Here is a 14888-nt window from a genome sequence, read left to right on the forward strand (position 1 = left end):
AAACAGGGCTTAGCAGCACCAAATTGACTTGAGTGCCTGAAGGAAGTGTTCTAAACCATGGATAACAGCACCAAATTGACTTGAGTGCCGAAGGAAGTGTTCTAAACATGGATAACAGCACAAAAGAGTTTCATGGATGAAGTGCGCCAAACCGGATTCAGCGATAAGAAAGTTGGTTCATGGGTCTGAAACAAGCAACCCGACGAATGAGCGAACCAACGCAGTGAAACCGACATAATTAGCGCGTCAAATAGACTTAGACAGCCTGAATCTAAGCGCCAACATCCACAAACTATCGAATTCTTCTTGAGTTGTCATCCCGTATATAGTACATTCCTTGTATGCTTTTATCTATAAAATTAACTAATAAATGGAAGGGGGATTATTTATGAGTTTTGAAGGCCAGCAGATACTTCCTGCAATCCGCAATATGAAGCAGTTTGAACGTTTTCTCGAAAGTCCTTATACATACGGCGTGCTTCTTGATACGCACCTTGGACAGGTGCGGAATATTGTCCGGCTTGCCAATGCTTCAAACAAGAAAATGCTGATCCACGTCGATCTGATTCAGGGACTGAAGCACGATGAATACGCAGCAGAGTTTATTTGCCAGGAGGTAAAGCCTGCAGGATTAATTTCGACAAGGTCCAATGTGATCGCAAAGGCAAAGCAGCGCGGAATCTATGCGATTCAGAGACTGTTTCTGCTTGATTCGAGCGCACTGGAAAAAAGCCTTGATTTGATTAAAAGAACGCAGCCTGACTATATTGAAGTTCTTCCCGGACTTGTCCCGAGTTTAATTGAAGAGATTAAAGAGAAAACAGGTATTCCGATCTTTGCCGGCGGGTTTGTGAAAACATCTGAAGAGGTGCATAAAGCCATTCAGGCAGGAGCGACAGCTGTTACATCATCCGAAATGGATTTATGGAAAAATTATCAAAAACTATAATATATTTCTGTTGACACCGCTTTCATAAGCGTGTACCATAAAGTCAAGTTAATAAATGTGATGGAGAAACGGAGATCCACAGCAGTTCTTTACTTTTATGTAAAGTCATTTGCTGTGGATTTTTTTATTCTTAAAATCTATCTCACATTTATAAGAATGGAGGAAATAGACATGACGGCTTTTTGGGGAGAAGTAATCGGGACAATGATATTGATTGTTTTTGGAGGAGGCGTCTGTGCCGGCGTCAGCTTGAAAAAATCATTTGCTCATCAGTCCGGGTGGATTGTTATCACGATGGGATGGGGATTCGGCGTTGCAATGGCTGTATATGCTGTCGGCGGAATAAGCGGTGCGCATTTGAATCCTGCGGTCACATTTGCGCTTGCCTTTTCAGGATCATTTGAATGGAGTCTAGTGCCAGGATACATTGTTGCCCAGCTGCTTGGAGCATTCCTTGGAGCAGTGCTTGTATACTTGCAGTACTTGCCGCACTGGAAAGAAACAGAAGATCAAGGGGCAAAGCTCAGTGTATTTTCAACAAGCCCTGCCATTCCAAATTACTTTGCCAACTTTATCAGTGAAGCTTTAGGAACATTTATTTTTGTCCTCACACTGCTTGCAATCGGAGCGAACACATTTACAGAAGGCTTAAATCCGCTTATTGTAGGTTTCCTTGTTGTTGCAATCGGTTTATCGCTTGGAGGTACAACCGGATATGCCATTAACCCGGCTCGTGACCTTGGACCGAGACTTGCACATTTTGTGCTTCCGATAGCAGGAAAAGGGAGTTCGAACTGGAAATATGCATGGATACCAGTTGTTGCACCGCTCGCGGGAGGTTCGTTTGCAGCTGTCTTTTACAGTTATGTATTTAAGGGTACTATGAATAATGCCTTTTGGTATGTAGCAGCAGCATTAATCTTCATGCTTTGCATTGTTTATGCAATGACTAAAAAACAAGCAGCACAAAGATCGGCAGTCTATTAATTCTTAGGGGGATAAATCATGGAAAAGTACATTTTATCATTAGATCAAGGAACGACTAGTTCAAGAGCCATTTTATTTAACAAACAAGGTGAAATTGTTCACATTGCTCAAAAAGAATTTAAACAGTATTTCCCTAAGCCAGGCTGGGTAGAGCATAATGCAAATGAAATCTGGGGATCTATTTTAGCAGTAATCGCTACTTGTTTATCAGAAACGAATGTGAAACCAGAGCAAATTGCAGGCATCGGAATCACGAATCAGCGTGAGACAGCTGTTGTCTGGGATAAGAACACATCACAGCCTGTCTACAATGCAATTGTATGGCAATCAAGACAAACGGCAGGCATTTGCGAAGAATTGAAAGAAAAAGGCTACAACGATGCGTTCAGAGAAAAAACAGGCTTATTAATTGATGCTTATTTCTCCGGAACAAAAGTGAAATGGATTTTAGATAATGTTGATGGTGCAAGAGAAAAAGCTGAAAAAGGCGATCTATTATTTGGAACGATTGATACGTGGCTGATCTGGAAGCTTTCAGGCGGAAAAGCGCATGTAACTGATTATTCAAATGCTTCCCGCACATTAATGTATAACATTCATGAATTAAAGTGGGACGAGGAACTATTAGACTATTTATCCGTTCCAAAATCAATGCTTCCTGAAGTAAAGCCTTCATCAGAAGTGTATGCAAATACAATAGAGTACCACTTCTTCGGCCATTCTGTGCCAATTGCAGGGGCTGCAGGAGATCAGCAATCAGCATTATTTGGACAAGCATGCTTTGAAGAAGGAATGGCTAAAAATACGTATGGCACAGGCTGCTTCATGCTGATGAATACAGGTGAAAAGGCAATCCGTTCTGAAAATGGCCTGTTAACGACGATTGCCTGGGGTGTTGACGGCAAAGTCGAGTATGCGCTTGAAGGAAGTATTTTCGTAGCGGGTTCTGCGATTCAGTGGCTGCGTGACGGGCTCCGCATGTTTAAAGATGCAAAAGACAGCGAGCGCTACGCTGATCGTGTTGAGTCAACAGACGGCGTCTATGTTGTCCCTGCATTTGTAGGGCTCGGTACACCTTACTGGGACAGTGACGTGAGAGGAGCTGTTTTCGGTTTAACACGCGGCACATCAAAAGAGCACTTTGTCCGTGCTACACTTGAATCACTTGCTTATCAAACAAAGGATGTTCTGACTGCCATGGAAGCTGATTCAGGTATTTCCTTAAAAACTCTTCGCGTAGACGGCGGAGCTGTTAAAAATAATTTCCTCATGGATTTCCAGAGCAACATGCTTGGAGTGCCGGTTGAGCGTCCTGAAGTAAATGAAACAACTGCTCTTGGTGCAGCCTACCTTGCAGGTCTTGCTGTAGGCTTCTGGGAAGATAAATCAAATATTACAAAGCAATGGAAATTAGATAAGCAGTTTGAACCGGATATGGAAGATGAAGTCCGCGAAGAATTATACAGCGGGTGGAAAAAAGCGGTAAAAGCAGCTCAGGCTTTTAAATAAACACAGCTTGTGATATACTAACATCAAGTTAATAGAACGGTTGGAGATTGGGAGAGGCCACAACACTAGAGCAGGCATTTATTGCTGCACTAGCTTGTTGTGGTCTCTTTTTTAATCCCTTCTGGAAAATATTAGGAGGAAAACCAAATGACTTTTTCTAGCGATAGAAGACACGACATCTTAAATAAAATGACACGGGAAACGTATGATGTATTTGTTATTGGCGGAGGAATAACAGGATCTGGAATCGCGCTTGATGCTGCTTCTAGAGGAATGAAGATCGGTCTTGTTGAAATGCAGGACTTCGCAGCGGGAACTTCAAGCAGATCGACTAAACTTGTGCACGGCGGACTGCGCTACCTCAAGCAATTTGAAGTTAAAATGGTGGCAGAAGTCGGAAAAGAAAGAGCTATTGTCTATGAAAACGGACCACATGTAACAACTCCTGAGTGGATGCTGCTTCCTATGCATAAGGGAGGCACATTCGGACCATTTTCAACTTCAATCGGTCTTCGTGTCTATGATTTCCTGGCAGCTGTTAAACGCGGTGAAAGAAGAAAAATGTTAAGCGCCAAAGAGACACTTGGAAAAGAGCCGCTTGTGAAAAAACAGGGACTTAAAGGCGGCGGGTACTATGTAGAATACAGAACTGATGATGCAAGACTGACAATCGAAGTCATGAAAGAAGCTGTGCGCTTCGGTGCTGACGCAGTCAACTATGCAAAAGCGGACGGATTTATATACGAAAAAGGTAAAGTCATCGGTGTTCATATCTTGGATACGATTTCCGGAAAAAAATATGATGTGTATGCTAAGAAAATCATCAATGCAGCAGGTCCTTGGGTCGATCAGCTGAGAGAAATGGATAAGTCTAAAAATGGAAAATCGCTGCAGATGACAAAAGGAATTCATTTAGTCTTTGATCAAAGCAAATTCCCGTTAAAACAGGCTATATATTTTGATACGCCTGATAAACGGATGGTATTTGCAATACCCCGTGACGGCAAAACCTATGTTGGCACTACTGATACAGTCTATAAGGAAGACCCGAAAAATCCGCGTATGACTGTGAAAGACAGAGACTATGTCATTGAATCCATCAACTATATGTTCCCGGATCTCTCCATCCGGGCAGAGGATGCTGAATCAAGCTGGGCAGGCATTCGTCCGCTTATTCATGAAGACGGCAAAGATCCGTCTGAAATCTCAAGAAAAGATGAGATCTGGACATCAGAAACCGGGCTCATCACGATTGCAGGCGGAAAACTGACAGGCTACAGAAAAATGGCCGAGCACATTATTGATCTTATTGTAAAAGATTTCAAAGAAGCTGGACTTAAGGATTTTGGTGCATGCAAAACAAGAAACATGCCAATTTCAGGCGGTCATGTAGGCGGTTCAGCAAGTCTTGAAACGTTTGTCAAAACAAAAACAGAGCAAGGCATGTCCCTTGGACTGACTGAAATGCAGGCGAAGCACTTATCAAGACGATACGGATCAAATGCAGATGCGCTGTTTGAGAGAGTGGAGACGTTAAAACCGCTTGCCCAAAGATATGGACTGCCCGTTTACATCCTTGCTGAGATTGATTATGCAATGGCTGAAGAAATGACAGCCACTCCTTCTGACTTCTTTGTCAGAAGAACGGGTGCAGTGTACTTTGATATTAACTGGGCAAGAACGCACCAGGAGGGAGTCACAAATTACATGGCTGATAAATTGAAATGGACTCCTGAACAAAAGCAGCAGCACTTTGATAAGCTTCAAAAGCATTTGCATGACGCAGTTGTGCCTGATGTGGCCAGAAAAGCAAACTGATAAAAGGGTACGGCAGCCGATTTAAATTAGGCTGCCGTTTTCTTATTGGATGAGAAAGTGTATAAAATATTGCGCATGGGTGTCCAGCTCCAACGCCCAGCTCCTCGGCCAGAACGGATCCGCCAGTAAGGCAAAAAGCGCCTTTCTGTCGGATCCTTATCTGTCTGTCTGAGCTAACGGGCGCATGCGCTTTTCTTATGATTTTATTATTTTGAAATTGAAATTTTTTTACAAAATTAAAATATCAGCAAGTCCCAATATGTGCTAAAATAAGCCAAGGAATCGACTGATTTCTATTTTTTACATGCGAATTTAGGCAGGAATTGTCTAAATCATGAAGAAATGAATAAGCAACACTTTTAATCTAAAATTATTGGAGGTACGTTATGAGTTTTGAAAAAAGCTATCAGCGCTGGACCAGCAAAACAGATTTAGATTCAGAATTAAGACTTCTTTTATCAGATTTAGAAGATAATGATAAAGCGCGCGAGGATTGCTTTTACAAAAACTTGGAATTTGGAACCGGCGGCATGCGGGGCGAAATTGGACCTGGAATTAACCGCATGAACATGTATACTGTCCGAAAAGCGTCTGAAGGCCTTGCGCTTTATATTGATTCCTTCGGTGAGGAAGCAAAAAAACGCGGAGTGGCGATTGCGTATGATTCCCGCCACAAATCACCCGAATTTGCAATGGAAGCGGCAAAAACCCTTGCAAGCCACGGCATTCAAACATATGTTTTTGAAGAATTGCGCCCGACGCCAGAACTGTCATTTGCAGTACGGTATTTAAACGCATTCTCAGGCATTGTCGTCACTGCCAGCCACAATCCTCCAGAATATAACGGCTATAAAGTATACGGCGAAGACGGAGGTCAATTGCCTCCTGCAGCAGCAGATGAAGTCATCGCCAAAGTAAATGCAATTGAGGACGAATTAACTATCCAGGTTAAGGATGAAGCAGAATTAAAAGCTGCAGGCCTTATTAAAATGATCGGGGAAGAAATCGACTCTGCTTATACAGACAAGCTAGTCACGATTTCTGTGAATCCTGATCTTTCTAAAGAAGTTGATTTGAATATCGTCTTTACCCCTCTTCACGGTACAGCAAATAAACCTGTTCGCCGCGGTTTTGAAGCACTTGGCTACAAAAATGTAACCGTTGTATCAGAACAGGAACTGCCTGATCCAAACTTCAGCACAGTCAAGTCTCCGAACCCTGAGGAGCATGCTGCATTTGAATATGCGATCCGTGACGGAAAGAAAACCAATGCGGACTTATTGATTGCAACAGATCCTGATGCAGATCGTCTTGGAATCGCCGTGAAGAATTTAGAAGGGGAATATGTCGTTTTGACAGGCAACCAAACAGGCGCCATTCTGCTTCACTATTTACTGTCTCAGAAAAAAGATAAGGGCATTCTTCCTGATAATGGTGTGGTCCTTAAAACAATTGTAACGTCAGAAATCGGAAGAGATGTAGCAGCTGCTTTCGGATTGGAAACAATAGATACACTCACAGGCTTTAAATTCATTGGAGAAAAAATCAATGAATACGAGCGCACTGGCCAGTATACTTTCCAATTTGGATATGAAGAGAGCTATGGCTATCTGATTGGAGACTTCGCCCGCGATAAGGATGCTGTACAAGCAGCAATTTTAGCTGTTGAAGTAGCAGCTTACTATAAAAAACAAGGCAAAACACTTTATGAAGGTTTACTCGAAATTTTTGAACAATATGGCTATTACCGTGAAGGTCTTGAGTCATTGACCCTCAAAGGAAAAGACGGCGCAGAACAGATTCAAAGCATTTTAGCTTCATTCCGCAGCAATCCCCCTGAAATAATGGGAGATAAAAAAGTTGTGACGATTGAAGACTACAAAGCAGGAACCCGATTCGATGCAGAAGCTAAAACGACAGAAGAAATCACGCTGCCGCCTTCAAACGTTCTGAAGTATTATTTAGAAGACGGATCATGGTTCTGCCTGCGTCCATCCGGAACAGAGCCGAAAGCGAAATTTTACTTTGGGGTAAAAGGCGAAACACTTGCTGACAGCGAGCAAAAGCTTGAAGCTCTAACTTCTGCTCTTATGAAAAAAGTAAACGAATTAATCTAGTATAAAATATGCAGCTGAAAAAGGAGAACCTTTTTCAGCTTTTTTAATGCATCAAGAGGCATCGGCAAGGAAATCGCGATTCAGCGGTTTTTTTATTTGCCTGTGCGGAAATGAGGAGCACGCACGTTATAGATACTCGAAACGGAAGTTAAGCAGAAAAAACAGGCATTTAATCCGTATCATTGCTTAAAATGAGATTTGAAAAAAATCTCCATCTAAAGTCTGAGAAAAAATCAGTCACATTGAGAAGACAGCAAAAGGAGAAACGCTGATATACTATCAATATAAACATGGTGAGGAGAAAAATATGGCTAATGATGAAAAGCGCATTTTGGAACTGCAGACACTTAAGACGATTGCAGAAACACTGAACCAGTCAAATGATCTTGATCAAATGCTTGATGACGTTTTGAAGAAGCTTATTCACGTAACCGGAATGGAAACAGGATGGATTTTTCTCATTGATGCAGATAAGCAGTATCGGTTGGCTGCGGACCACAAGCTTCCGCCTGCACTGGAAACAGATTGTAAAATAGCAATGTGCAGAGGAGATTGCTGGTGCATCGATAAATTTGCAGACGGACGTTTAAACAAGGCCGCCAACATCATTAACTGCAAACGCTTAGAAGATGCGGAGCAATTTGAATGGGGCGAAACGAATGAAATTACCCATCATGCTACTGTTCCGCTCCGAACAGGGAACGAAAAAATTGGCTTATTAAATGTAGCTTCACCAAATAAAACTCATTTCACAACCGAAGAGCTCGCCTTGCTTGAGGCCGTTGCCTTTCAGATAGGGACCGCTATGAAACGCATGAAACTTGTTGAAAACGAACAGCAGCTTGCACTCATTGCAGAACGTAACCGTCTGGCGCAGGATTTGCATGATTCCGTCAATCAGCTTCTCTTTTCCATCATGCTGACGGCAAGAGGGTCAAAGGAAATGACAGAAGATCAAAAGATGAAAGAAATGCTTGCGTATGTTCAAGATCTTTCACAGGAGGCTCTTGCCGAAATGAGGGCTTTAATCTGGCAGCTTAGGCCGCAAGGACTGGAAAATGGAATTGCATCAGCACTGCTGAATTACGCAAAAGTGCTGGGCCTTGAGCTTGAAACGGATATTCAGGGCGTTCAAATGCTGCCGTGTGATACAGAGGAAACGCTGTGGAGAATCGGTCAGGAAGCGTTAAATAATTGCAAAAAACATGCACAAACCAAATCTGCAGCCATCCGTATACACCGTTCGAAAAATGAGGTAACTATGTCGATTATAGACCGGGGAGCAGGGTTTGCCTACAATGAAAAAGTTCCTCTGCCTTCTTTAGGGCTTCAGGGAATGAAAAATCGCGCTATAAAATTAAATGGCACTTTTCAGATAACCACTGGATTAAATGAAGGCACCGAAATCGAAGTGAAAATTCCAATTTAAAGGAGGCGTGTTTATGGGAATCCGCCTGTTAATTGCCGACGATCATAAAGTGGTCCGAAGAGGGCTTCATTTTTTCCTATCTACCCAAAAAGATATCGAGATTGTCGGAGAAGCAGAAAATGGAGCAGAGGCTGTAAATATGGTCCGCACGCTGATGCCTGACGTGATATTAATGGACCTCTCCATGCCAATCATGAATGGGGTAGATGCAACTAAGGAAATCAGGACATTCAATGAACAAATCAAAATTATTATATTGACCAGCTACGCCGATCAGGATCATGTCATTCCTGCCATTCAGGCTGGAGCATCAGGCTATCAGCTCAAGGATGTCGAACCTGATGAACTAGTTCATACGGTCAGGGAGGTACTGAAAGGAGAAAGCAAACTCCATCCGAAAGTCACATCTCACGTCATGTCCCATTTGATGCAAAGGAATCAAAAAGATGAAAAGCTGTTGACACCGCTTACGAATCGGGAAAATGATGTATTGAAGGAGATTGCAAAAGGCAAAAGCAATAAGGAAATTGCCGCTTCTCTTTATATCACAGAAAAGACCGTAAAAACACATGTGTCAAATATTCTATCCAAGCTGTCCCTTGCTGACCGGACACAAGCTGCCCTGTATGCAGTGAGGAATGGCCTGGACAAATAAGAGAGGAAGAATGAAAATGAACTTGCTTGTTATGAACGGAAGCCCGAGAAAAAAAGGGAGAACCCGGCTTGCATCAGCATTCATTGCTGAAAAATACGGAGCACAGTATATCGATTTAAGTGTACTTAATCTCCCTATATTTGATGGGGAGGAAGAACAGGAAAAAATTGAAGCTGTTAAGGAATTGAAAAACAAGGTAAAAGCAGCTGACGGGATCATATTATTATCACCTGAATATCACAGCGGCATGAGCGGAGCATTAAAAAATGCCCTGGATTATTTAGGAAGCTCCCATTTTGCACATAAACCGGTTGGCTTGATTGCTGTTGCCGGAGGCGGAAAAGGCGGAATCAATGCTCTGAATAATATGAGGACTGTGATGAGAGGCGTCTATGCAAATGCCATTCCAAAACAGCTTGCCCTTGATCCGATCTGCTTTGATTATGAAAACAAAAAACTGCTTGAAGATTCAGCAGTGCTTGTTGGCCAGCTGGTCGAAGAACTAAAAATGTATGTAGAATTTTACATGCAAAAGCAAAAGTAAAATGGAGGGGATGAGATCCCGCTCCATTTTTTTATGCTTGAAAACGGCACATTTCAGCTTTTACCCAGAAGAATCGGCTGATAAAACTTCTGTATGAACATATTTCCGCTTTTCTAAGTCAGATACGCATACTCCGCATCTTCCAGCTCATGGCCTGTTTCTACTGCGTGATCGATATATCGAAGGAGTGAGTATAATTTCTTTTCGACTTCTCCGTAGTTATTTTCAAAATTATAAGCGTGCAGAAACTGCTCAATTCGTTTTGAGAGCAGATCATCTTTTGTGCGCACCATCAGTATCAGCAGGTTATCCCACTGCGATCGGTGTGTATAATACAATGCTTTATCGTAATCGACTATCTCCACAAACATTCCTCCCTTGAAGGAGATACGTTTATTTTGTGTGAAATGGGCAATGATTTTCTGTGTAAAAGTTGGAGAGCCTTTATTAATCAGCTTGGAAGTGTTTCCCCGGGATAATTGTGCTGCTTGCAGCTCATAAACATCCTTGATGAGGAGAAGAATAATGATTAATCACCTTATTGGGAAGTGGAGAGAATGGATTTTTTTCACGGGCAAGAAACGCTTACATCCATCCAGTGGATTCTGAGAGCTGTAATTGCTTTTTTCTTTTTAGCATTGTCTGCCAAAGTCATGGGACAAAGATCGATTGCCCAGCTCAGGCTGCTTGATTTTGTAATTGCACTTATCATCGGCAATATCATGGCACATCCGCTTTCTGATGAAGGACTTGGTTTAAAGGGTTCCATGATCACGATGGCCGTTTTAATTATTTTGTATTCAGCAGGCGTTTTTATCAGCCTGAAGTGGCATGCGTTTCGTATCTTTCTTGATCCGCCTGCTTTTCCTTTAATCACAAATGGCAAGATCTCTTATAAGGGCTTAAAAAAAGCAAGATTAACCATTGAAGATTTGCTTTCTGAGCTTAGAAAGCAGCAAATTGAAGATCCTGAAAAGGTTGCAAATGCGCTTTTTGAGTCAGACGGCAGGATTTCCTGTTTTTTAAAAGCGGATCATCAAACGGTTACCAACCTTGATTTGAATTTAACTCCATCACCCTTTGATCTTCCCGCCACCATTATCAGAGAAGGCAGCATTAACAAAAAAGAACTTCTTCGTTTGGGAAAAAATGAAGATTGGCTGGTTTCTGAACTGAAAGTCGTTCATTCTAAAAAAGTGAATGAAATTCTGCTCGGCACACTTGATCAGCAAGGCAGCCTGAGGGTGTTTCTTTATTCATAATATCTCCACAAAAACAAGGCAGCAAATAGACAAAATTTAGAAAAAACATTGACATACCCATAAAAATCCATTAGTTTTTACTAATAATATGTAACCGGTTACATATATTTGGTAGTGCATCAAAAAATTGATTTCAGGGGGATGGCATGAGCAGAGAAATCCGGATTTTGTCACCATGCGGCATGCTTGGATACGGCTTTCCGCTTGAGAGCTTCAAGAATGGGATGAGAATGAAGCCTCATGCGATTGTTGTGGATGCCGGTTCAACAGATGCAGGTCCTCATAAACTAGGGGCAGGTGTCGGCATCGTTTCGAAAAGGGCTGCCAAAAAAGATTTGGAGATCCTTATTACTGCTGGTTTGAATACTCATATACCGCTTATCATTGGTTCGGCAGGAGGAGCAGGTGCAAAACCTCATGTTGAATGGACGCTGGATATAATCAATGAAATCCTGTCGGAAAGGAAAGTAAAGCCTAAAATAGGCGTTATTTGGGCAGATTTCGATCGTGCGTACATCAGTCAGGCTTTTAATGAGGGAAGAATCGCGAAAATGAGTCCGAATGTTCCTGATTTGACCCTTCATTCTTTAGCTGAAACTCAATCAATTGTCGCCCAGATGGGACATGAACCGATTTTAGAAGCTCTTCATCAGAAGTGTGATCTTATCGTCTGCGGAAGAGCGTTTGATCCATCTCCTTTTGCTGCTGTTGGTATTTTTAACGGGATGGATGCAGGACTCTCCTATCATTTGGGGAAAATATTGGAATGCGGTGCTTTATGTGCAGAGCCTGGAACGACGAAGGATTGTATTCTGGGTACGATTAAAGACCGCTCTTTTACTGTCCAGTCTTTAAATCCAATCCGAAAGTGCAGTACAACAAGTGTCGCAGCACATACCTTTTATGAAAAAGATCACCCTTATCTTCTCCATGGACCGGGATTTTTACTGGACTTATCTCAGTGTGAATTTAAAGAAGCAGGAGAGGGCTCAGTTGAAGTATCCGGCAGCAAGTATGTTCCTTCAGATATTTATCATGTGAAGCTTGAAGGTGCCAGAGTGAAAGCATACAGAACATTTGTCCTTGCAGGTATCCGCGATCCGATTTTGATTAAAAACATCGAACAAATTGAAGCGGATGTGAAAAAGGAAGTAACAGGCCATTACAAAGATATCGCTGCACATTCTTATCAAATCAATTTTTATCATTATGGTAAAAATGCCGTTTTGGGAGAAAACGAAAGTGAACCCTTTTCAGGCCACGAAATAGGTCTTGTATTTGAGGTTGTCGCAGACACGCAGGAAGCTGCAAGCAGCATTTGTGCAACGCTGCGCTCCACATTTTTGCATTACGGCTATGAAGGAAGGAAGTCCACAGCCGGAAATCTGGCCTTTCCATTTGCCCCGAGCGATATTGAGTTTGGTCCTGTTTATGAGTTCTCAATCTATCATCTTATGAAACTGAAAAAAAACGAGATGCCGTTTCAGCTGGAGGTTCTATGACAACTTTAGGAGAATACTCAAAGGTGCTCAGAAGCAAAAACTCCGGACCATTTGAAATTACACTGGATGTCTTATTCAGCAACAGGGAAGATTACTTTCATGTGAAGCATTCAAACAAAATCACGGAGGCCGCTATTTGCTTGCTCTATCGTCTCAAAGAAGAGCAGATCAAGCATATCGTATTTTTTGATCAGGCGCTGGGATTTAAAATCACCTTTTACAGAAGCCATTCGTCCGGATCTGTATTCGACCGGGATGTGTATGGCGCGCAGCAGCATGCCCCTTTAATGAACCTTGAAATAGATTAGGAGATTTGTATATGAATAAAATAGCGGTCATTGGCAGTTTAAATATCGACCTGGTTGCCGTAACAGATATCTCCCCCAAAATGGGCGAAACCGTTATGGGCAAGGAGTTTACCATTTTTCCCGGCGGAAAAGGCGCAAATCAGGCAACTGCAGCTGCAAGGTTAGGCGGCTCAGTCAACCTGTTTGGAACTGTGGGAGACGATCAGCACGGAAATCTTCTATTGGATCAATTATCAAAAAATAATGTTCGTATCTCAAACATTCAGAAGCAATCCGAATGGCCAACCGGCTGTGCAATGATTGAAATCTGTGATGCACAAAACAGGATTATCGTTGTGCCGGGTGCAAATGCAAAAACGGATGCAGGTTACTTGCAGGGAAAGATAAATGACCTTTTAGAAGCAGAAGTGATCTTAATTTCAATGGAGATTCCGGTAAACGCGATTGAATACATCGTTAAAGAGCTTGCCAAGTACGGAAAAAAGATCATTCTCAATCCTGCCCCGGCAGTGCCTTTATCTGAAGAGATAATCAGCCATTGCACCTACTTACTGCCAAATGAACATGAAGCAGAAATTATTTTTAACGGCAAGTATGAAGAAGCAGAGGCTTTAAAAAAGTACGCTAATAAACTCCTGATAACAAAAGGAGAACAAGGCATCAGCTACTTTACCGGTCAGGAAATAGAAACCGTTCCGGCCATCAAAGTCAATCCAGTTGATTCAACAGGTGCAGGAGATACGTTTGCAGGCGCATTTTCTTTCGCTGTTTCAGAGAGGAAGCCGTTAAAAGAATGCATGGAATTTGCGGCCATTGCAGCAGGCTTGAGCGTTGAAAAGAGAGGGGCTCAGAGCGGGATGCCGACTGCAGCAGAGGTGCAGGAATACTGCAGCAGGGTTTCTAGAGATGATTAAGCAAAAAATGGCGCTCATGCGCAAAGACTGGGTTCTGTACATCATGATATTCCCTGCACTCCTGTACTTTGCAGTCTTTCATATTGTGCCTTTAATCGGCATGAAGCTTGCCTTTCAGGACTACAGGATTATTGGAGACAATGTGTGGGTCGGCATGAAGCATTTTCATGTCCTGTTTGATTCACCGGCGTTTTTTTCTGTATTGAAAAATACGATCATCATCAGCACGATGAAAATCATTTTTGTTTTTCCAATTCCGATTATTCTATCTCTTCTTATCAATGAAGTGAGAAATATGCCGTACAGGAAATATGTTCAGTCCATTGTTTATTTGCCTCATTTTCTGTCGTGGGTTGTTATTGCCGGTGTCTGGATCAGCCTGCTTAGTCCTGTGGACGGCGGAGTGAACGTGATCCGGAATTTCTTTCAGATGCCTTCGCTTGATTACATGACAAGCAAGGATCAAATCCGCTGGGTGCTTGTTTTTTCTGAAATGTGGAGAAGTGCCGGCTGGGACTCGATTATCTATTTAGCGGCGATAATGAAAATCAGTCCTTCCCTTTATGAAGCAGCAAGGATGGACGGAGCATCAAGTCTTCAGCAAATTAGGTATATTACACTGCCGGAAATGAGCAATACGATTATTACGGTATTTATTCTGAATTTAGGCTTCTTTATGAACGCAGGCTTTGATCAGGTGATTAACTTTATGAATGATTCCGTCATCAGCGTTGTCGATATTCTGGATACATATGTATACAGAATTGGAATTCTGAACGGTCAGTATGCCTACGCTACAGCAGCGAGTTTATTTAAAGGAGCGATCGGGGTCGTTTTAATATTCGGCACTCATTTCCTTGCAAAACGGCTGACCGGGAAAGGGGTCTGGTGAGG

General features: G+C 42.3%; 14 protein-coding genes. 13 read left to right on the plus strand and 1 reads right to left on the minus strand.

What is annotated here, in order from left to right; translation table 11 throughout:
• The first annotated feature begins 388 nt into the window (after window positions 1-388).
• The 8 genes from ABEQ24_RS21950 (at window position 389) to ABEQ24_RS21985 (ending at window position 10008) form a co-directional block, all read left to right on the plus strand.
• Complete coding sequence (locus ABEQ24_RS21950) at window positions 389-949, plus strand: glycerol-3-phosphate responsive antiterminator (protein ID WP_430008737.1); 561 nt, start codon at window positions 389-391, stop codon at window positions 947-949.
• A gap of 171 nt (window positions 950-1120) precedes the next feature.
• Entirely contained in the window at window positions 1121-1936 is an 816-nt protein-coding gene (locus tag ABEQ24_RS21955) for an MIP/aquaporin family protein (RefSeq protein ID WP_430008738.1), read from the plus strand.
• Window positions 1937-1954: 18 nt separating this feature from the next.
• On the plus strand, window positions 1955-3445 hold the full coding sequence (gene glpK, locus ABEQ24_RS21960; protein WP_430008739.1) for a glycerol kinase GlpK: 1491 nt from the start codon (window positions 1955-1957) through the stop codon (window positions 3443-3445).
• A gap of 147 nt (window positions 3446-3592) precedes the next feature.
• Window positions 3593-5263: a glycerol-3-phosphate dehydrogenase/oxidase gene (locus ABEQ24_RS21965; RefSeq protein WP_430008740.1), complete on the plus strand. Its 1671-nt coding sequence runs from the start codon at window positions 3593-3595 to the stop codon at window positions 5261-5263.
• Window positions 5264-5649: 386 nt separating this feature from the next.
• Window positions 5650-7380 carry a phospho-sugar mutase gene (locus ABEQ24_RS21970; protein WP_430008741.1) on the plus strand — a complete coding sequence of 577 codons (1731 nt, stop codon included), beginning with the start codon at window positions 5650-5652 and terminating at the stop codon, window positions 7378-7380.
• Window positions 7381-7687: 307 nt separating this feature from the next.
• Window positions 7688-8809, plus strand: a complete 1122-nt coding sequence (locus tag ABEQ24_RS21975) for a GAF domain-containing sensor histidine kinase (protein WP_430008742.1) — start codon at window positions 7688-7690, stop codon at window positions 8807-8809.
• A gap of 13 nt (window positions 8810-8822) precedes the next feature.
• A complete protein-coding gene (locus ABEQ24_RS21980; protein WP_430008743.1) occupies window positions 8823-9464 on the plus strand; it encodes a response regulator in 642 nt (213 codons plus the stop codon).
• 16 nt (window positions 9465-9480) lie between these two features.
• Entirely contained in the window at window positions 9481-10008 is a 528-nt protein-coding gene (locus tag ABEQ24_RS21985; RefSeq protein WP_430008744.1) for an NADPH-dependent FMN reductase, read from the plus strand.
• Between the two features lie 113 nt (window positions 10009-10121).
• Here ABEQ24_RS21985 and ABEQ24_RS21990 read toward each other — a convergent pair whose 3' ends face one another.
• Window positions 10122-10373: a YhdB family protein gene (locus tag ABEQ24_RS21990; RefSeq protein ID WP_430008745.1), complete on the minus strand. Its 252-nt coding sequence runs from the start codon at window positions 10371-10373 to the stop codon at window positions 10122-10124.
• 192 nt (window positions 10374-10565) lie between these two features.
• Between ABEQ24_RS21990 and ABEQ24_RS21995 the strand changes: the two genes are divergently transcribed.
• The 5 genes from ABEQ24_RS21995 to ABEQ24_RS22015 all read left to right on the plus strand — a co-directional run bounded on the left by ABEQ24_RS21995 (window position 10566) and on the right by ABEQ24_RS22015 (window position 14886).
• A complete protein-coding gene (locus ABEQ24_RS21995) occupies window positions 10566-11270 on the plus strand; it encodes a DUF421 domain-containing protein (protein WP_430008746.1) in 705 nt (234 codons plus the stop codon).
• A gap of 146 nt (window positions 11271-11416) precedes the next feature.
• Entirely contained in the window at window positions 11417-12772 is a 1356-nt protein-coding gene (locus ABEQ24_RS22000) for an acyclic terpene utilization AtuA family protein (protein ID WP_430008747.1), read from the plus strand.
• Entirely contained in the window at window positions 12769-13080 is a 312-nt protein-coding gene (locus ABEQ24_RS22005) for a DUF4387 domain-containing protein (RefSeq protein WP_430008748.1), read from the plus strand. Before ABEQ24_RS22000 ends, ABEQ24_RS22005 begins: the two co-directional genes overlap by 4 nt.
• A gap of 11 nt (window positions 13081-13091) precedes the next feature.
• Complete coding sequence (rbsK, locus tag ABEQ24_RS22010) at window positions 13092-13994, plus strand: ribokinase (protein WP_430008749.1); 903 nt, start codon at window positions 13092-13094, stop codon at window positions 13992-13994.
• Window positions 13987-14886, plus strand: a complete 900-nt coding sequence (locus tag ABEQ24_RS22015; protein WP_430008750.1) for an ABC transporter permease — start codon at window positions 13987-13989, stop codon at window positions 14884-14886. Before rbsK ends, ABEQ24_RS22015 begins: the two co-directional genes overlap by 8 nt.
• Window positions 14887-14888 lie beyond the last annotated feature (2 nt).

It is taken from the genome of Metabacillus idriensis (genome assembly GCF_050483325.1).
In the GTDB taxonomy this organism is placed as follows: Bacteria; Bacillota; Bacilli; order Bacillales; family Bacillaceae; genus Bacillus_P; species Bacillus_P idriensis_A.

What these genes read in the sequence shown, in the direction of transcription:
- ABEQ24_RS21950 (WP_430008737.1), top strand. Translation starts at nt 389, where the DNA reads ATGAGTTTTGAAGGCCAGCAGATACTTCCTGCAATCCGCAATATGAAG.
- ABEQ24_RS21955 (WP_430008738.1), top strand. Translation starts at nt 1,121, where the DNA reads ATGACGGCTTTTTGGGGAGAAGTAATCGGGACAATGATATTGATTGTT.
- glpK (WP_430008739.1), top strand. Translation starts at nt 1,955, where the DNA reads ATGGAAAAGTACATTTTATCATTAGATCAAGGAACGACTAGTTCAAGA.
- ABEQ24_RS21965 (WP_430008740.1), top strand. Translation starts at nt 3,593, where the DNA reads ATGACTTTTTCTAGCGATAGAAGACACGACATCTTAAATAAAATGACA.
- ABEQ24_RS21970 (WP_430008741.1), top strand. Translation starts at nt 5,650, where the DNA reads ATGAGTTTTGAAAAAAGCTATCAGCGCTGGACCAGCAAAACAGATTTA.
- ABEQ24_RS21975 (WP_430008742.1), top strand. Translation starts at nt 7,688, where the DNA reads ATGGCTAATGATGAAAAGCGCATTTTGGAACTGCAGACACTTAAGACG.
- ABEQ24_RS21980 (WP_430008743.1), top strand. Translation starts at nt 8,823, where the DNA reads ATGGGAATCCGCCTGTTAATTGCCGACGATCATAAAGTGGTCCGAAGA.
- ABEQ24_RS21985 (WP_430008744.1), top strand. Translation starts at nt 9,481, where the DNA reads ATGAACTTGCTTGTTATGAACGGAAGCCCGAGAAAAAAAGGGAGAACC.
- ABEQ24_RS21995 (WP_430008746.1), top strand. Translation starts at nt 10,566, where the DNA reads ATGGATTTTTTTCACGGGCAAGAAACGCTTACATCCATCCAGTGGATT.
- ABEQ24_RS22000 (WP_430008747.1), top strand. Translation starts at nt 11,417, where the DNA reads ATGAGCAGAGAAATCCGGATTTTGTCACCATGCGGCATGCTTGGATAC.
- ABEQ24_RS22005 (WP_430008748.1), top strand. Translation starts at nt 12,769, where the DNA reads ATGACAACTTTAGGAGAATACTCAAAGGTGCTCAGAAGCAAAAACTCC.
- rbsK (WP_430008749.1), top strand. Translation starts at nt 13,092, where the DNA reads ATGAATAAAATAGCGGTCATTGGCAGTTTAAATATCGACCTGGTTGCC.
- ABEQ24_RS22015 (WP_430008750.1), top strand. Translation starts at nt 13,987, where the DNA reads ATGATTAAGCAAAAAATGGCGCTCATGCGCAAAGACTGGGTTCTGTAC.